The sequence below is a fragment of the Flavobacterium sp. HNIBRBA15423 genome, assembly GCF_052655965.1.
Genome location: NZ_CP199751.1, coordinates 3373016 through 3390545, shown reverse-complemented (window position 1 = coordinate 3390545; position 17530 = coordinate 3373016). Strand labels below are relative to the sequence as shown.

General features: G+C 28.5%; 17 protein-coding genes. 12 read left to right on the top strand and 5 right to left on the bottom strand.

The window, feature by feature from the left end; genetic code table 11:
• Window position 1: 1 nt before the first annotated feature.
• Window positions 2-892 carry a DUF6607 family protein gene (locus tag ACULEV_RS15160; RefSeq protein WP_445455884.1) on the bottom strand — a complete coding sequence of 297 codons (891 nt, stop codon included), beginning with the start codon at window positions 890-892 and terminating at the stop codon, window positions 2-4.
• A 113-nt stretch (window positions 893-1005) separates the two neighbouring features.
• Between ACULEV_RS15160 and ACULEV_RS15155 the strand changes: the two genes are divergently transcribed.
• Genes ACULEV_RS15155 through ACULEV_RS15145 form a run of 3 tightly spaced genes read left to right on the top strand, consistent with a single transcriptional unit; the run spans window position 1006 to window position 4711 of the window.
• The gene (locus ACULEV_RS15155; protein WP_445455883.1) at window positions 1006-3117 is read left to right on the top strand and encodes a TonB-dependent receptor plug domain-containing protein; all 2112 of its coding nucleotides are present in this window, start codon (window positions 1006-1008) and stop codon (window positions 3115-3117) included.
• An 18-nt stretch (window positions 3118-3135) separates the two neighbouring features.
• Window positions 3136-4248: an HmuY family protein gene (locus ACULEV_RS15150; RefSeq protein WP_445455882.1), complete on the top strand. Its 1113-nt coding sequence runs from the start codon at window positions 3136-3138 to the stop codon at window positions 4246-4248.
• Between the two features lie 4 nt (window positions 4249-4252).
• The gene (locus ACULEV_RS15145) at window positions 4253-4711 is read left to right on the top strand and encodes a DoxX family membrane protein (protein WP_445455881.1); all 459 of its coding nucleotides are present in this window, start codon (window positions 4253-4255) and stop codon (window positions 4709-4711) included.
• Between the two features lie 419 nt (window positions 4712-5130).
• Here the strand turns inward: ACULEV_RS15145 and ACULEV_RS15140 are convergent, their stop codons facing one another.
• Complete coding sequence (locus ACULEV_RS15140) at window positions 5131-5910, bottom strand: DUF3050 domain-containing protein (protein WP_445455880.1); 780 nt, start codon at window positions 5908-5910, stop codon at window positions 5131-5133.
• Window positions 5911-6031: 121 nt separating this feature from the next.
• The gene (locus tag ACULEV_RS15135; protein WP_445455879.1) at window positions 6032-7210 is read right to left on the bottom strand and encodes an acyl-CoA dehydrogenase family protein; all 1179 of its coding nucleotides are present in this window, start codon (window positions 7208-7210) and stop codon (window positions 6032-6034) included.
• 435 nt (window positions 7211-7645) lie between these two features.
• Between ACULEV_RS15135 and ACULEV_RS15130 the strand changes: the two genes are divergently transcribed.
• The 3 genes from ACULEV_RS15130 to ACULEV_RS15120 all read left to right on the top strand — a co-directional run bounded on the left by ACULEV_RS15130 (window position 7646) and on the right by ACULEV_RS15120 (window position 9252).
• Complete coding sequence (locus tag ACULEV_RS15130; protein WP_445455878.1) at window positions 7646-7822, top strand: hypothetical protein; 177 nt, start codon at window positions 7646-7648, stop codon at window positions 7820-7822.
• Between the two features lie 248 nt (window positions 7823-8070).
• Window positions 8071-8820, top strand: a complete 750-nt coding sequence (locus ACULEV_RS15125; RefSeq protein ID WP_445455877.1) for a YoaK family protein — start codon at window positions 8071-8073, stop codon at window positions 8818-8820.
• Window positions 8821-9006: 186 nt separating this feature from the next.
• The gene (locus tag ACULEV_RS15120; RefSeq protein WP_445455876.1) at window positions 9007-9252 is read left to right on the top strand and encodes a hypothetical protein; all 246 of its coding nucleotides are present in this window, start codon (window positions 9007-9009) and stop codon (window positions 9250-9252) included.
• 62 nt (window positions 9253-9314) lie between these two features.
• Here ACULEV_RS15120 and ACULEV_RS15115 read toward each other — a convergent pair whose 3' ends face one another.
• Window positions 9315-11486 carry a carboxy terminal-processing peptidase gene (locus ACULEV_RS15115; protein WP_445455875.1) on the bottom strand — a complete coding sequence of 724 codons (2172 nt, stop codon included), beginning with the start codon at window positions 11484-11486 and terminating at the stop codon, window positions 9315-9317.
• A 147-nt stretch (window positions 11487-11633) separates the two neighbouring features.
• On the opposite strand from ACULEV_RS15115, the gene surE reads away from it, so the two are divergent.
• Genes surE through ACULEV_RS15085 form a run of 6 tightly spaced genes read left to right on the top strand, consistent with a single transcriptional unit; the run spans window position 11634 to window position 17013 of the window.
• Window positions 11634-12401: a 5'/3'-nucleotidase SurE gene (gene surE, locus ACULEV_RS15110; protein ID WP_445455874.1), complete on the top strand. Its 768-nt coding sequence runs from the start codon at window positions 11634-11636 to the stop codon at window positions 12399-12401.
• The gene (locus ACULEV_RS15105) at window positions 12398-12673 is read left to right on the top strand and encodes a hypothetical protein (RefSeq protein WP_445455873.1); all 276 of its coding nucleotides are present in this window, start codon (window positions 12398-12400) and stop codon (window positions 12671-12673) included. The genes surE and ACULEV_RS15105 overlap by 4 nt, the downstream gene beginning before the upstream one ends.
• 1 nt (window position 12674) lies before the next feature.
• Window positions 12675-13199: a histidine phosphatase family protein gene (locus ACULEV_RS15100; RefSeq protein WP_445455872.1), complete on the top strand. Its 525-nt coding sequence runs from the start codon at window positions 12675-12677 to the stop codon at window positions 13197-13199.
• A gap of 25 nt (window positions 13200-13224) precedes the next feature.
• Window positions 13225-14340 carry a lipid-A-disaccharide synthase gene (gene lpxB, locus ACULEV_RS15095; protein WP_445455871.1) on the top strand — a complete coding sequence of 372 codons (1116 nt, stop codon included), beginning with the start codon at window positions 13225-13227 and terminating at the stop codon, window positions 14338-14340.
• A gap of 28 nt (window positions 14341-14368) precedes the next feature.
• Complete coding sequence (locus tag ACULEV_RS15090) at window positions 14369-14986, top strand: C40 family peptidase (RefSeq protein WP_445455870.1); 618 nt, start codon at window positions 14369-14371, stop codon at window positions 14984-14986.
• Between the two features lie 17 nt (window positions 14987-15003).
• On the top strand, window positions 15004-17013 hold the full coding sequence (locus ACULEV_RS15085; RefSeq protein WP_445455869.1) for a ComEC/Rec2 family competence protein: 2010 nt from the start codon (window positions 15004-15006) through the stop codon (window positions 17011-17013).
• A gap of 5 nt (window positions 17014-17018) precedes the next feature.
• Here ACULEV_RS15085 and ACULEV_RS15080 read toward each other — a convergent pair whose 3' ends face one another.
• The gene (locus ACULEV_RS15080; protein ID WP_445455868.1) at window positions 17019-17483 is read right to left on the bottom strand and encodes a thioredoxin family protein; all 465 of its coding nucleotides are present in this window, start codon (window positions 17481-17483) and stop codon (window positions 17019-17021) included.
• Window positions 17484-17530 lie beyond the last annotated feature (47 nt).

Here is a 17530-nt window from a genome sequence, read left to right as displayed (position 1 = left end):
TTTATTTTATAAATGAATCAATAATTTTATCAGTTTCTTCTTTAGTTGCAGTTGGTTTTAAGTCAAATAAGTGAGAAAATAAAGGTTTGTTGTCTACACTTTTTTCTAATTCAATAGTTTTGTCTTGATCAAAAACAGATTGCCATTTTTCTCTAACATTTTTCCACATTTTTCCATTTTCTTTCCACCATTTTTGAGCTGCTGCACATTTAGAATCTTCCACTTTTACATATAAATCTAGCCCTTTTTCTTGTGCGATTTCTGTATCATTTCCATTTTCATCTCTAACTAATTTTCTGTTATCTTGTTCATGTAACCAACCATATTTTGTTATTTCATGAATGTTTCTACGTTCTAGAACATTATAATCTTTTCTAATAGTATGTTCTCTTCTTGGTAAAGGAGCATCAGTCACATTCATCCAGTAGTCTTTTCCATCTTCGTGAATCCAAGTTGCAGTTCCTTCATATCTTGGACTATCATCTACTTGATATACTTTTTGAGTCCATTGTCCTTTGACATCTTTAGGAGCTAATTTTTCAAATTTCCAAGTTTTGTCTTTGAAAAATTGATAAAACTCGGTGTTTTCATATAACCAATCTTGTCTCCAATGTTTAATAATCATTTCATCATTTACAATTAATAAATGTTGTAATACTAGTTTGTTTGATGAATCTTCAACTAGTTCAACCCATTCTAATCCATGATCTTTTTTCGTTGGTGATGGTTTGTGAGTTGTGTCTTTTGTTGCCTGAAAAGTTTCAGTAAAATTAAATTCTACTTCATAGCAACCACACATTTGTTTAATTGATTTAATGTCTTCTTGTTTGTTCTGCGAGTAAGTTGCAGAAAATGAAATAGATGCAATTAAAATCGAGAATGTTTTCTTCATGATATTGATTTTGTGTTTAAAAATTTCTGGTACAAAAATATTAAATTAATTTAGAATAAATAAAAATAACATATATATTTGCAAAATAAATTTATTAAGACTTAATCTAAATAATGAAAAAAAGCATAACTTCTTTACTAATTATTGTATCAAATTATCTTGTTTTTTCACAAGAAGTCAATATGGATTCCTTGGGGGTAACCAAATTAAGTGAAGTAGTTGTAACTGCTCAAATTGAACCTCAATCTTTAAAAAAATCAGTACATAATGTTAAGGTTATTTCAGCACAAGATATTGCTAATTTGGGAGCAAATAATTTGGGAGATATATTAAATCAATATATTAATATTACAGTAAGGCCAAGTAGTAACTCAGGAAAATCTACAGTTTCCATGTTTGGTTTAGATGCTGGATATTTTAAAATATTGGTTGATAATGTGCCTTTAGTAAACGAAAGTGGTTTAGGAAATAATACAGATTTATCTCAGATTAATTTAAATGATATTGAACAAATTGAAATTATTGAAGGTTCAATGGGTGTAACACATGGAGCAAATGCAGTTACAGGAATTTTAAATATCATAACCAAAAAATCGACTAAAGAAAAATGGAGTATAGTTGCAACTATTCAAGAGGAAACTGTAGGAAAGGAATTTTCTTTATTTGCTAAAGGAAGACATATTCAAAATCTTAAAATTTCTCATAACATAACTGACAATTGGTTTGTAAGTATAGGTTCAAATAGAAATGATTTTAGAGGTTTTTTGGGAGAGAAAAAAGGTAAAAATCACACTATTAATGATGGAACTAGAGGGTATAGTTGGTTGCCCAAAGAACAATGGCAAAACAATATGCTTCTTTCCTATAAAAAGAATGATTTCAGAGTGTTTTATAAGTTTGAATGGTTTGATGAGGTTATTAATTTTTATGGTTCAGCAGCCCAATCTGGTTATAATTCACAGTATGGTTCTTATAAATATGGTGATGATCAACGATTTTATTCTACACGATTTTATCATCATTTAAATGCTGTAGGAAAATTATTTTCTCAGTTAAATTATAATATTTCGCTTTCTCATCAATATCAAAAAAGAGAAGTTGAAGATTTTCGATATAATATTTCAGATGACGTTGAATTAAATAATACAAAACAAAAAGATCAATCAATGGAAGTGTATTATTCGACAGGAACATTAAGTAATTTTTTTAAGAATAAAAAAGTTGATTTTCAACTAGGATATGAAACAATAAAGAACAGTGGTTTTGCAATAGTTGATGAAGAAAACAACCAGAAAAAAGAAGTTTCAAAAAGTATAGATAACATAGATTTTTTTGCTATTTCTGAAATTCAATTAACTGATTCTTTTTCAATTAGACCAGGAGTTAGATATTCGTTTCAATCCTTATTTGAAAATCAATATGCAATTTCCTTAGGAAACCGACTTTTATTACCAAAAAAATACGAAATAAGAGCTTCTATTGGTAAATCTTATAGAACGCCCACTTTTACTGAGCTTTATAGCCAAATTATTTTTGACGGACATTATTTTGTTGGAAACGAAAATTTAATTCCAGAAACAAGTACTTCTTATGAAGCAAGTATAAAAAAACAAATTGATTTAACTCCAGAAATAGATTTGAAAACAAATTTTATGATGAGTTATCTTAACGTTGATGATAGAATAACAAGTGCTTTAACAGGCTTTGAAGGTGCAACTCCCATTTATGAATATATAAATATTAGTAAGTTTAAAAGTATAAATTTTGCATTGTCAAATGCCATTCAATCGGAAAATTGGAAGCTCTCTTTAGGAGGTTCATTAACAGGTATTTCAAGAGAAATAGAGAACTTAGAATTTTCTTCGGATGATAAGTTTTTATATAATTTCAACCTTAATTCGAGTTTGTCTTATACACTTCCAAAAGAGGGGACTACATTTTCAATCTATTATAAATTTACAGGTAAAACACAGCAATATTTATTAACGACAGATGGTTATGTTTTGTCGGAAATAGAACCTTATAGTTGGCTAGATGCATCTATAAGAAAATTATTTTACAAAAATAGAATAGAGCTAACTATAGGCGCAAGAAATCTATTAAATATAAATAATGTAAATCAGTCCAATTTAAACCAAGGTGCTGGTCATGCTGTTTCTTCTCAAGTTTTATTAGCCTATGGACGAAGTTACTTTTTTAAACTAACGTATAATTTAAATTTTTAATAACTATAATTTTATATCATGAAAAAACAATTTTATTTTTTATCATTAATGATGCTTTTTTTTGCATCATGTTCAAGCGATGATTCTACTCCAGAAAACCCAGATGAACAAGTAATTAATCCTGTTGAAGAAGCTATAGTTTCACCTTTATTAGGTGGCCCAAATCAACAAAATCAAGTTTATATAGATTTAAGTACAAATCAACAAACAGCTATCTTAAGAGATTCATGGGATTTAGGATTTTCAACAGGTAGTGATTTTAGAGTTATAATTAACGGTTCCATTAAAATGGCAGTTAAACAAACTACCTCAACAGATATTTCTGAGATTCAAAGTGAAGATGCTACTGTAGCTGTTGGTTATTCTACTTATTCTACTATGGGTTATGTTGATAATCCAACTGGCGTATTACAAGGTGCTGGAGGTGGAGAAGGAACTGCAATTGCAGAAGTTTCATCAAATAATGAAGAAAACAAGGTGTATTTAGTCAATTTAGGATATGAGGTTGGAACAACTACACCAACCGTTGGTTCAGTTACAGTAGATGGTGATTCACGTGGTTGGAAAAAAATTAGAATTACTAAACAAGGGAATGATTATGTGTTGCAATATGCGGATTTAGATGCTACTACTGCGGAATCTGTTACCATTTCAAAAAATAGTGAATATAGCTTTGTATTTGTAAGTTTAAATAATGGTCAAACGATAAATGTTCAACCTAAGAAAAATCATTGGGATTTAAACTTTACTGGGTTTACTAACTATTATGCATTTGGAGCATCAAGTATTATCTATTATTTTTCTGATTTTGTTTCTACTAATATGTTAGGAGGTACACAAGTTTATGAGATTCTAGCTACAGATGCTACTCAAACAGATGTAGAATTTGAAAATTTTGTATTAGCCAATGTAGATGAAACAAAGTTTACTGTTTCATTAACAGATCAAAGAGTAATTGGTTCTTCATGGAGAAATGGAGGTGGTCCAAATTCATTACCAAGTATAAAAGATGATCGTTTTTATATTGTAAAAGATGTAGATGGAAATCTTTACAAATTAATGTTTTTAGCCTTGACCAATGATAGTGGAGAAAGAGGTTATCCTGTTTTTAAATATGAAATATTAAATTAATAACATGAAAGCATTAAAGATACTAATCATCATATTAAATATATATGTTGGTGGATTTATGATTTATGGAAGTTTAGGTAAATTTAAACCCACTCCTAAACCAACAGAGATTATAGAAAAAGTACAAAAAGGAGAAGAGGTTGCTCCTAGTGAAGATATCCTAAAAATAAAAAACTACATTTTCGGCATGAAACAATCTGGATTTTTTTGGCCATTTTTAGGGATTATAGAATTTCTAGCAGGAATTTTATTAGTAAGTCAAGTGTTTTCAAGAATTGGTGCTATTATAGCATTGCCGTTAACAGTAAATATATTTTTATTTCATTTGTTTTTAGAAGGGCATGAAATAGGGGAACTTCTTCAAACACTTGTTTTACTTGTAGCAAATATTATTTTAATAGGTTCAACCTATAAAATTTGGAAACCTTTATTATATAACAAAGAGGTTTTGAAGGTTAGTTAAATTGCGTTAGTTTTTTTAGTAACAATAAGGTTGTTGAAATTTAGGTTTTGACAGCCTTATTTGTTTTTATAATCTTCTAATTAGCATGAACCTTCTAAGAATTCTTTTTTAATTATAGTGTGTTCTACCTTCTTTAATATATATAAACCATTTAATAAGAGTGATTGTTCTGTTGATTGATTTGAATACCTATAGCATTAAGAGGATAAGCACAACTCCTATCCTAAAACAATGTAGTGTATTTCACTAGGACTTGGAAATAGAGGTAATAGTCATGATATTCTATTTTTAAAGTATTTTTCAAAAAACTATATAAGATTCCACCCTTTTGAATAAAAAGGATGGATTAAGTTAAATTTATAATAAAAAGTATACTTTCTAAGTAAGTGTTTTTTGTTTAGAATGCTAATTTTAAAAGATTACACAAATTCTTTTTTAAGAATTTCTTCTTTAATTCCATTCCAAAGAGAAATTCTTTTTTCAAGTGCTAAAATTGAAATGTCTTCTACTTCTTGCCACTTTTTTTCGTCATTAGCACATAATTCTTCAATCATTTTCATTGCCATTGGTCCGTGTTCATCTGCATCTAATTCAATATGTCTCTCAAAATAATAGATTAGTTTTGATAAATCTTTATCGGGGAAATTTTTTTCAAATTTCTTTAGTATTGCTGTAAACATTTCTGGAATTAAATCTTCTCTTCCAAAAGTAAATGCTGCTGCAATTTGATGTGAATTTCCTTCTTCTATTACTCTAAATGTGAAATCTAAGAATTCCTTTACATTAGGATGTAATCCACTATGTTTAATGGAAACAAAAATGTTTTTTGTGGTTTCAACATCATCTAAGAAGTTTTTAATAGGAAATGTATTTGCACCTAAAGCTTCCATAGCTTCTAGGTATAATTCATAATGACTTTTTCTATTTCCTTCTTGATCAATGTCAGTTTCTTCTGCAACAACTATTTCGTTAATTAAATAGCGGATTTCTGGATTACCTATTGGAAGCCATGGCGTAACTGTACAAGTTAATTTGTTCTGAAGGGCTTTTAATAAAGACATAAAATCCCATACAGCAAAAACATGATTTTCCAGAAAACAATTTAAGTCTTCAATGGTTTTAATTTTGTTATATAAAGAATGTTGTAGTAATTGTTCTTTATAAGGTAAGATGCTGTGGTTAATAATTTGGGTTCTCATAATACAGTATTTTAAATTATATACGAAATCTATATTATAATAGATTGCAAATAATGTTCCAAAATTAAAAATGCTTCACTAAAAAGCGAAGCATTTTTGATTTTTTTTATCTATTATTCTATTATTTAAATGCATTTAATCCTGTAATATCCATTCCAGTGATTAATAAATGGATATCATGGGTTCCTTCATAAGTAACAACAGATTCTAAATTCATCATGTGTCTCATGATAGAATATTCTCCTGTAATTCCCATTCCACCTAGCATTTGACGAGCATCTCTGGCAATAGTAAGAGCCATATCAACATTATTTCTTTTGGCCATAGAAATTTGTGCAGAAGTTGCTCTTCCTTCATTTCTTAGAACACCAAGTCTCCAAGTTAATAATTGAGCTTTTGTGATTTCAGTAATCATTTCAGCTAGCTTTTTTTGCTGTAATTGTGTCGCACCAATAGGCTTATCAAATTGAATACGTTCTTTTGAATATCTTAAAGCGGTATCATAACAATCCATTGCAGCACCAATTGCGCCCCAAGCAATACCATAACGAGCTGAATCCAAACAACCAAGAGGAGCACCTAATCCAGATTTATTTGGCAATAAATTTTCTTTAGGAACTTTAACATTGTCAAAAATTAATTCTCCAGTTGCAGAAGCACGAAGCGACCATTTATTATGTGTTTCAGGTGTTGTAAAGCCTTTCATTCCTCGTTCTACAATTAAACCATGAATACGTCCCTCTTCATTTTTTGCCCAAACCACTGCAATATCAGCAAAAGGAGCATTTGAAATCCACATTTTTGCTCCATTTAAAAGATAATGGTCACCCATGTCTTTAAAATTAGTTGTCATACCACCTGGGTTAGAACCATGATCAGGCTCTGTTAGTCCAAAACAACCAATGAATTCTCCAGTAGCTAATTTTGGTAAATATTTCATACGTTGTTCTTCATTACCATATTTCCAAATAGGATACATAACTAATGAAGATTGTACTGAGGAAGTAGAACGAACACCACTGTCTCCTCTTTCAATTTCTTGCATGATTAATCCGTAAGAAATTTGGTCTAAGCCAGCTCCACCATATTCAACAGGTATATATGGACCAAAACCACCTATTTCAGCTAATCCTTTTACAATTTGTTTTGGAAATTCAGCTTTTTGAGCATATTCTTCTATAATTGGAGAAACTTCTCTTTTTACCCATGCACGAGCTGAGTCGCGAACAAGTTTGTGTTCTTCATTTAATAAATCATCTAATTGATAATAATCTGGAGCTTGAAATAAGTCTGGTTTCATAATTAAGTCATTACTAGCTAAGCTATCATTATAGCTTCTGTTTATATATTAAAACAAAAGTAGGTAAAGATTTTTAACAAATCAACGAACATTTGTTATATTTTTCAACAACTATTTTTCAGCAATATGTGATACTAAACAGTGTTATATAATTAAATTTTTATTTTTTTATTTTTTTAAATGAGAAAATAATCCTATTTTAGTCTTCGTTATAATTGTATATCAATTATAACTATATCTCTTGATATAGAATTATTACTTCTAAAACCAATGAATTATTGTAAAAACTAATCCATTATATTGAATGGAATTTCACTGTTTTTATCAATTTAATTTCATGATTATCAATTTTGTTTTTAAAATAAGATAAAAGACATACGATTCAAGTGTCTTAAAATGATTGGATTTATAAGTATAATTTTTAAAACTTTTATTATGTTAAAAAAAATCTTAAAATTAAGTGGCGCTCAAGAGTTAACTAAAAACGAACAAAAAGAAATTAGTGGAGGAGCTATTCCTGTTAAACGTTGTGGAGGAGATGGTAGCTTTATTTATGTAAATGGGGAAAAAGTATGTTGTTACATTCCTTCTCAAAATAATTATATCTGTTAGAGAGAATTGCTTTAATAGACTAAGAGAAGATTACTTTTAATAAGTAAAATAAGGTTTCCGTTAATGGGAGCCTTATTTTTTATACTAATTTGTTTGGTTAAATGATTACTTGCATGATTTTTTTAAGCATAAAGTTTTTAAAGAGAATTCATTATGATATTTTGTAATGTAGTAGTTATTGCAATTGGTAAGTACCTTCAATAATTAAATTATTTTGGCTAATTTAGCTTAAAATAAAGTATAACAAAATGTTTAGACATCAAGGCAAAAGTAGAACTTTAAAACATAATCTGCGAATTGCTATTGTTTTATCTTTTGTAGCTGGAATTGTAAATGTAACAGGCTTTTTATCTTTTAAACAATTGACTACAAATGTTACGGGGCATTTTGCTTTATTTATTAATGATGTAGCTAATTTTGATTTTTGGAGAGGCACAATTTATTTTCTTTATATATTTTCTTTTCTTTTTGGTTCATTTTTTTCCAGTTTTCTAATAGAGAAGTTTAGGGAAAATAAGCAACTTAATATTTTTGTTTTGCCAACAATAATGGAATGTTTGATTTTAATATCTATTGGATTACTAAGCAATAGTATTGAAATCGAATATCCTGATTTAATTGTTTGCTTGCTACTTTTTGTAATGGGACTTCAAAATTCTTTTGTAACAAAAATTTCAAACGCAGTAGTAAGAACAACGCATTTAACAGGGCTTTTTACAGATCTAGGGATAGATATTTCTCAATTGTTTTTTCCTAAGTTGAATCCGTACAGAGAAAAACTGATAGCAAACATTAAACTACGAATTTATATTATTTCTTTCTTTTTTGCTGGTGGATTAATTGGTGGATTTCTTTATTCAAAAGTTGAATTAAAATTAAAAACATTGATTTTTGGAGCCATAATTCTACTGATAAGTTTATTATATGATAATTTTAGATATAAATTAATTATGACTAGACGAAAGTATAAAAAAAGAAAAACTATACTCAAAAACTAAGGTTTTGACGTATACAAAACAATGAATTCTTGTTAATCCAAAACCGTTGATTACTACGTTGTTATAAGGATATTGGTAAAGATACTTCAATAAAGATTCTTTAATTTTAAAATTTTAATGGGTTGTGAAGAGCCTTGGTAGAAATCTTTAGGGATTGATTCTGGGCATTCTATTACTGATTTACCAATGTGTCAATGCTATTATTTTGGAGCAGGATATCACGCTTGGAAGGCTGGTTTTTCCGTAAAAGATGTTATGCCTTATATGCGTAAACCTTTACAAGATGAAAATATTCATATTATTGGTGAAGCATATTCTGATCAACAAGGTTGGGTAGAAGATGCATTTTGTGAAGCTGAAAAAATGTTTGAAGAACATTATGAACTAATTCGTCCAATTTGGATAAATTCTGATTATTATATGGGATGGTAATAATTTATTATAAATAAAATAAGAGGCAATTGCCTCTTATTTTATTTATAATAAATTATAGTTTAATCTATTTTTTCAAGTTTTCCTTTTTTGTTTTTGGTATAAACAACACTTCTAAGTCCAATTAAATCTAAATCATTTAAAACATTTAAAGCCTCATCTACATAAATATCTTTTTCTAATTCTTCATGCCAACGAATTCTTTTTTCTTTTAATATTGCATCAGTTTTAAATAAAGCAATTTCGTGAGGAAGAGAGGTAAAGGTTAGATTGTTCTTGTAATCAGATAATGATTTGAACTTTTTAAGTTTTAAATCATTTAATTCCATTTTATCTTTAAACTTATTTATATTTAAATCATAAGTATTGTCGTCTTTTCTTTCAAATATCCATTTAGCATTTTCATCAATTAGTTTGAAATATTCATTATTAGCAATTCTATTATTACTATTAGAAATAATGGATTCAAACCCAGAAAAAATTGGATTATAGTCTGCTGCATCTATCTTATCCCAAACTAGAGCGTTTTTTTCATCACGTTCTCCCATATCTAAGTAGGCAAATCTATCTGGCATTACAATGTCACTTAAAACACCTTCTCTTTGAGTTGAACCTCCATTGATTCTATAGAATTTTTGAGTAGTTGTTTTTAAAGCTCCCAAATCTCCAAAAGAATTACTTCTTACAAATTGATTAAGGTCGATTATATTTTGAACTGTTCCTTTTCCGTAAGTATGTTTACTACCTATAATAATTCCTCTTTTGTAATCTTGTATTGCAGCCGCAAAAATTTCAGATGCAGATGCAGAAAAATTATCCACCATTACTACTAGTGGTCCTGTCCATTGTACTCCAGGATCTTTGTCAGAAAGAATATCTTTTTTTCGGTCAGAAGATTTCACTTGTACAACAGGTCCTTGTTCAATAAATAAACCTGTCATATTCACAACAGTTTCTAAAGAACCTCCACCATTTCCACGTAAATCCATTACAATACCTTGAACATTTTGCTCTTTAAGACGCTCTATCTCTATAGCAACATCTTTGAAAGCATCTCTATTGTCTTTATTATCAAAACTAATATAGAATTTAGGTAAATAAATAATTCCATATTTTGAGCCATCTTTTTCAACAATTGAAGATTTTGCAAAAGTTTCTTCAGTTTCCACTTCGTCTCTAATAATAGAAATTACAGATATTGATCCGTCAACTTTTTTAACAGTTAAACGCACTTCTGTTCCTTTTGCTCCTTTAATTTTTTTGACTACATCATCTAGTCTCATTCCTGCAATGTCAAGAGGTTCTCCATTTCCTTGTGCAACTTTAAGAATAACATCTCCTGCCTCTAATTCCTTAGCTCTCCATGCTGGTCCACCAGAAATCAATTCAGAAACTTCAACAGCATTTTCTTTCTTTTGTAATCGAGCACCAATTCCTTCAAATTTCCCGCTCATACTTATGTCAAATTTGTCTTTTTCTTCTGGTGAGAAATAAAAAGTATGTGGGTCAAATTGTTCTACAATCGAATTGATGAAAATAGAATACCAATCATTGCTATCTAATTCATTTTCAATAAAATCAAAATATTCATTTAATGATTTTAAAGAGCTTTCACGAGCTTCTTTTTCTATATCATCAAACTTTTTTTCCTTGTAATTAGGGTCTTTTTCTTTTTTGTTGTGCTCTAACTTTTGCTTATCAGTAATGGTAGATAATAAAGAAAGTTTCAATTGCTTACGCCATCTTTCTTTTAAATCTTTTTCATTTTTGGCATAAGATTGCTTTTCATAATTGGTGTCAATTAATTCATCACTTGAAAACTCAAATGGTTTAGCTAACAAAGATTTGTAAATTGATTTTGATTCTGAAATTCTTTTTAATAATCGAGCATTAGTTAGGTAAAAGAACGACAAATCTTTTGTTTTAATCATGTCGTCAATCACTTGTTTGTATTGATCAAATTCTTTAATGTCTGAAGACAAAAAGAATCTTTTAGTAGGATCTATTCCAGTAATATACTTATCATATACTTCTTTTGAAAAAGTATCGTTAATCTCAACAGGACTATAATGTCCTTTCTCCAGCACATAAGTTAATAGTTCCAGAAGCAATTTGTCTTTCTCTGGGTCTTCGGTTTTTTTAGTGGGTATAAAACTCCATAAAACTGCAGATAAGGCAGTTATCAACAAAATAACCTTATAATTTCTTTTCATAAAATCAACAATTTGGGTCATCAATAAAAATTTCTACTAATGTACATAAAAAATCATGCCATTATATTGCAATTTAAGACATTTTTTTCACTTTTACTAAAAAATTTAATTTTAAGTTTGGAAATATAACTTTCCATTTAAATTATTTAAATTAGCAAAAAAAAATACATGAAGAAACCACTTATTTTGGTAACTAATGATGATAGTATTGTTGCGCCAGGAATTCGATTTTTAATAAGTGTAATGAAAGAGATAGGTGAAGTAATTGTTGTAGCTCCAGATAGTCCTCAAAGTGCTATGGGTCATGCGATTACAATTAATAATACTTTGCATATTGATAAAGTTAATTTAGATAGTGAAATAGAGCATGAATATAGTTGCTCTGGAACACCAGTTGATTGTGTTAAAATGGCAATACATGAAATTTTAAAGCGAAAACCAGATTTATGTGTGTCTGGAGTTAATCATGGCTCAAATTCATCTATTAATGTAATTTATTCTGGAACCATGAGTGCTGCTGTAGAAGCAGGTATAGAAGGAGTTCCAGCAATTGGTTTTTCTCATTTAGATTATGGATGGGAAATAGATTTTGAGCCAATTAAGAATTATGTAAAAGAAATTACAAAGGCTGTTTTAAAAAATGGTTTGCCAGATGGAGTTGTTTTAAATGTTAATTTTCCAAAAACAGATCAAAAGCCTATTCAAGGTGTTAAAATTTGTAGACAAGCAAAAGCAATGTGGGTGGAAGAGTTTGATAAAAGAACGAATCCTCAAGGGAAAGAGTATTTTTGGTTAACAGGCGAATTTGTAAACCAAGATAAAGGAGAAGATACAGATGAATGGGCTCTAAAAAATAATTATGTATCTATTGTCCCAGTTCAGTTTGATTTAACAGCCCATCATGTAATACAAACACTTAATTCTTGGGAGTTATGATTCAAAAAAAGGATATTTTTATAGGACTACTTATAGGTTTAATAGGTGCTTTTTTAGGAACTTTTATAGCATTGCAAATTTTTACAAAGCAAGGTTTTATTGAAGGTTTTAAGATTATGAAAAATGCTGGAATGATTGGTAAAGTAATTACTCTAGGTTGTGTGCCAAATTTACTTGTGTTTTTTTTATTGTTAAAAAAAAACAAAGATATTATGGCCAGAGGAGTTGTTTTAGCAATGTTTTTATTAGTTATTATTACTTTAATTTTATAGAATGAAAAAGAATATAATTTTATTAGCTCTTTTGTTTTTTGTTAGTTTTTTAATGGCTCAAAATACTATTGAAAAAAGTGTAATTTCAGATAATAATCTAACAAAAATTATTTTGTTGCGTCATGCTGAAAAAGTACTTGATAAAACTAAAGATCCAATACTAACAGATGAAGGAAAAAAAAGAGCAGAACGTTTAAGGTTCCTGTTTTCAGATATAAAAATTGATAAAATATTTTCTTCTCCTTACATCAGGACGAAAATGACTGTGGCAGATTTAGCTAAAAGTAAAAGTCTCCAAGTTGAAGATTATGACCCTAAAGATTTAAATTTTGCAAAATATTTACTAGAAAAAGAACAAGGAAAAACTATAGTAGTGGTGGGACATTCTAATACAACTCCCATATTAGTTAATAAGTTAATTGGTGAAGACAAATTCAACCAATTAAGCGAAGATGTTTACAGTAAACTGTGGATTTTGACTTTTTCAAATGAAACTTTGATTGATTGTAGTTTGTTTAATTTTTAAAGAAACTAAATTCATATAATAAACTATGAAATATTACATTATTGCGGGAGAAGCTTCAGGAGATTTACACGGTTCAAATTTGATGAAAGCTATTTATAAGGAAGATCCTACTGCAACAATTCGTTTTTGGGGTGGAGATTTAATGCAAAATACTGGAGGAACTTTAGTAAAGCATTATCGTGATTTAGCTTTTATGGGCTTTTTAGAAGTTATTTTAAATTTAAAAACGATTTTAAATAACATTAAGATTTGTAAAGCTGATGTTGAAAACTTCAAACCAGATGTTATTATTTTTATAGATTATCCAGGATTTAATATGCGGATTGCTACTTGGGCAAAAGAAAGAAATATACCAACTCATTATTACATTTCACCTCAAATTTGGGCTTGGAAAGAGAATAGAATAAAAGCAATTAAAAAAGATGTCGATTTCATGTATGTTATTCTTCCTTTTGAGAAAGATTTTTACGAAAAAAAGCATCATTTTCCTGTTCAATTTGTTGGTCATCCTTTAATAGACGCGATTCATAATAGAGAACAAATAGATTCAGATACTTTTAGAGCTGAAAATAAATTAAGTAATCAGCCAATAATTGCTTTATTACCTGGAAGTAGAAAACAAGAGATTACAAAAATGCTTTCAGGAATGCTATCTATAGTGAAAGATTTTCCAGATTATCAATTTGTAATTGCTGGGGCTCCTAGTCAAGATTTTGCATTTTATGAACCTTTTTTAAAAAAGGAAAATGTGCATTTCATTTCTAATAAAACTTATGATTTGCTAAGTGTTTCTCATGCAGCATTAGTAACTTCTGGCACAGCTACTTTGGAAACGGCTTTGTTTAAAGTTCCTGAGGTTGTTTGCTATAAAGGAAGTTGGGTTTCATACCAAATTGCAAAACGAATTATTACTTTAAAATATATTTCGTTAGTAAATTTAATTATGGATAGAGAAGTAGTTACTGAACTTATTCAGGATAAATTCAATTCTAAAAATTTAAAAATAGAATTAAATAAAATTATAAATGGAGTGGAAAGGGAAAAAATGATCGAAAATTATACTATTTTAGAAAAAAAATTAGGAGGAGTTGGTGCTAGCGAAAAAACAGCCCAACTAATTGTTTCATCAATAAGGAAATAATCTTTATTTTCGCAAAAAAAGCTTTATTTTGAAAAAAATTACCATTTTACTTATTCTTACCCTAACTATTATTAGTTGTAAAACTCAATCTAACATTATTACCTCTAAAAAGGAAGCAGTTGAAAAAGGAGTTTATTCTTATTCCAAAAGTAAGAATACTAATCAGAATGAGAGTGTTCTTGTAAATGAATCTTTTGATATAGAAGATGAAAATGAATATGATAATGATAATTATACAAGAGTTTCTAAAAGTGAAAATGCATTGGCAAATCAAATTGTTGATTTGGCTTTAGAAAATTTAGGAGTAAAATATAGAATTGGTGGTACAACTAAGACAGGAATGGATTGTTCTGGACTTGTTTTTAGTAGTTATGCAAATTATGATGTTTCCCTGCCAAGGACTTCTATAGATATGTCTAAACATGGAGAGATGATTAGTACTAGTGAAGCACAACCAGGAGATTTGATTTTCTTTAAAACCAATGGAAAAACAGTAATTAATCATGTAGGTATAATTGTAGAAGTTATGCCAAATGAAATTAAGTTTGTCCATTCTTCTACAAGAAAAGGCGTTATAGTATCTTCTACTTCAGATGCTTATTATGGAAAAACATTTGCTCAAATAAATAGAGTTTTGAAGTATTGATGATTTGATTGAAGTATATGAAGTTTTTTAAGTTTCCAATAATTACCTTAACAGCTTCATATGCTATAGGTGTTATAATAAATCAGCTTTTAAAGCTTAATATAACGTTATTATATATAGCTTTTTTAATTTTATTGATTCTATTTGTTGTAGTGTTTTTTAAAGCCAAAAAGAAATGGTTTCAGGACACAACTTTTGGAATTGTGGTTTATTTACTAATGATTTGTTTTGGGTCATTATCTCATTATTTTTATATTGATACAAATTACAAAAATCATTATTCAAATGTAATTGAGACTGATGAAACTATAATTATAGGAAGTGTTTCTTCAGTTTTAAAGCCTAGCGATAAATTTAAAAAATATGTTTTTGAAGTTTCGCAATGTAATTTAATACCAAGTTTTGGTAAAATTTTGTTATATCAATCCAATGCTAACCAAACTTTAAAGGTCGGACAGAAAATAGCTCTTTGTAAACCAATACTTCCTACTTTAAAAGTGACAAACCCTTATCAATTTGATTATTCGAATTATCTTCAAAAGCAAAATATTTACCATCAAGTATTTTGCAAAGACAATGACATTTTGATTATTGGAACTATAAAAAATTTTAATTATTACTTACAAATTATAAGAGATAAATTGAGTAATAGTTTTGCACACCATCATTTTCAAGCTAGTACAAAATCTATTATTGACGCATTACTATTTGGTCAACGAAATTTTATTGATAAAGATACTCTAACTAATTATTCAAAATCTGGAGTAGTTCATATTTTGGCTATTTCTGGATTGCATATAGGCATTTTGTATCTATTTTTTGCTTTTGTTTTAAAACCGTTAGATAAATTAAAATATGGAAAAGGAATTCGATTAATTTTAATTCTAAGTTTATTATGGCTTTTTGCATTTATAACGGGTTTACCTGCATCTGTAACAAGAGCGGTTACTTTATTTAGTTTTCTAAGTTTTGGTAATTACTTTAATCAACAGACTAATATTTTTAATGCAGTTGCTGTTTCAGCTTTGGTTTTACTGATTTTTAATCCCAATTTTATTTTTGATGTTGGTTTTCAATTGAGTTATGCTGCTGTAATTTCCATTTTGTTGTTTCAGCCTTATTATGAGAAATTTTATTTTACCAAAAATAAAGTAGAAGTTTATTTTGTAGATATAATTCTAGTTTCTTTAGCAGCTCAAATAGGAGTATTGCCATTAAGTTTATATTATTTTCATCAATTGCCTTTACTATTTTTATTGGCTAATATTGTTGTGATACCAATTGCTAGTATAGTTTTAATTTTTGGCAGTATTGCTTTAATTTTAAATTTTATTTTTAAGCCATTGGCTGTCTTTGTAGGTAAATTTCTTTCTTTTATTATCGATTTGATGAACCATTATATCACCATAATTGCTAAAATAGAAGATGGTATTATCCAAAACATTTCTTTTACTAGTAGTATGACTATTTTGTTTTATTTGGTTTTGTTAAGTTTTATATATTGGATTTATAAATTGAAATGGTTTGCTTTTCGAAATGTTATGATTACATTAATTCTTTTTCAAGTAGTAGTAATTTATATAAAGTGGGATAAAAATAGAACGGAAGAATTGGTCATTTTTAACAACAAGCAAACTTTAATAGGCATCAAAAATGGAGACCAAATTCAATTATTTAGTAATGATTCAATAAATAATCATGAAATAGCCTTGGACTACAGTAGAGGATTGCATAGTAATAGTTCTAAATGTATGCCTTTACAAAACGTATTGTCTTTTCATAGGAAAAGAATTTTAATTGTTGATACATCATCAGTTTATGCTATAAATGAAAAACCCGACTTGGTTTTACTTTCTCAATGTCCAAAATTGAATTTACTGCGACTTATTAAAACCTTACATCCAAAACAAATTATTGCCGATAACAGTAATTCTTTTTATTTGGTTAACCAATGGAAAGCAACTTGTGAACAAGAAAAAATCCCTTTTCATGCTACTGCCGAAAAGGGATTTTATAGATTGAAATAAGAATTTTATTTATTGGCAACAATTTTTGAAGCTCCGTCAAGCCATTTTTCAGGACCACCAGCTACATAACCAGTGCTTCCAAGACCTTTTAAATTCATTTTACCTTCTTCTGTTTTTTCAGGACTTGCAAACCAAACTGTAGGATAACCTCTCACTTGGAACATATTTTGCAATTGGTAGTTCTGTGCTTTAATAGTCTCATCTTGAGGAGTTCTTCTAGGAAAATCAAGTTCCACTAAAATCACATTTTCCTTAGCCCATTTTTCAAATTCAGGAGTTTTCAAAACTTCTTTTTGAAGACGAATACACCAACCACACCAATCAGAACCAGTAAAAAATAATAGCAGAGGCTTTTTTTCTTTGATAGATAATTCAGATGCTTTAGCCATGTCGGTATGCCAAGTTAATTCTTGTGCAGTACTTGTTAGGCTAAATGTGATGATTGTTATAAATAAAAATAGTTTTTTCATATTCTTTAATTTTTTACAAAATTAGGCAAAAAAGATGCCAATTTTTG

Bases quoted from the DNA above. Each gene is read 5' to 3' on its own strand.
- ACULEV_RS15160 (WP_445455884.1), bottom strand. From the start codon at position 892: ATGAAGAAAACATTCTCGATTTTAATTGCATCTATTTCATTTTCTGCA.
- ACULEV_RS15155 (WP_445455883.1), top strand. From the start codon at position 1,006: ATGAAAAAAAGCATAACTTCTTTACTAATTATTGTATCAAATTATCTT.
- ACULEV_RS15150 (WP_445455882.1), top strand. From the start codon at position 3,136: ATGAAAAAACAATTTTATTTTTTATCATTAATGATGCTTTTTTTTGCA.
- ACULEV_RS15145 (WP_445455881.1), top strand. From the start codon at position 4,253: ATGAAAGCATTAAAGATACTAATCATCATATTAAATATATATGTTGGT.
- ACULEV_RS15140 (WP_445455880.1), bottom strand. From the start codon at position 5,910: ATGAGAACCCAAATTATTAACCACAGCATCTTACCTTATAAAGAACAA.
- ACULEV_RS15135 (WP_445455879.1), bottom strand. From the start codon at position 7,210: ATGAAACCAGACTTATTTCAAGCTCCAGATTATTATCAATTAGATGAT.
- ACULEV_RS15130 (WP_445455878.1), top strand. From the start codon at position 7,646: ATGTTAAAAAAAATCTTAAAATTAAGTGGCGCTCAAGAGTTAACTAAA.
- ACULEV_RS15125 (WP_445455877.1), top strand. From the start codon at position 8,071: ATGTTTAGACATCAAGGCAAAAGTAGAACTTTAAAACATAATCTGCGA.
- ACULEV_RS15120 (WP_445455876.1), top strand. From the start codon at position 9,007: ATGTGTCAATGCTATTATTTTGGAGCAGGATATCACGCTTGGAAGGCT.
- ACULEV_RS15115 (WP_445455875.1), bottom strand. From the start codon at position 11,486: ATGACCCAAATTGTTGATTTTATGAAAAGAAATTATAAGGTTATTTTG.
- surE (WP_445455874.1), top strand. From the start codon at position 11,634: ATGAAGAAACCACTTATTTTGGTAACTAATGATGATAGTATTGTTGCG.
- ACULEV_RS15105 (WP_445455873.1), top strand. From the start codon at position 12,398: ATGATTCAAAAAAAGGATATTTTTATAGGACTACTTATAGGTTTAATA.
- ACULEV_RS15100 (WP_445455872.1), top strand. From the start codon at position 12,675: ATGAAAAAGAATATAATTTTATTAGCTCTTTTGTTTTTTGTTAGTTTT.
- lpxB (WP_445455871.1), top strand. From the start codon at position 13,225: ATGAAATATTACATTATTGCGGGAGAAGCTTCAGGAGATTTACACGGT.
- ACULEV_RS15085 (WP_445455869.1), top strand. From the start codon at position 15,004: ATGAAGTTTTTTAAGTTTCCAATAATTACCTTAACAGCTTCATATGCT.
- ACULEV_RS15080 (WP_445455868.1), bottom strand. From the start codon at position 17,483: ATGAAAAAACTATTTTTATTTATAACAATCATCACATTTAGCCTAACA.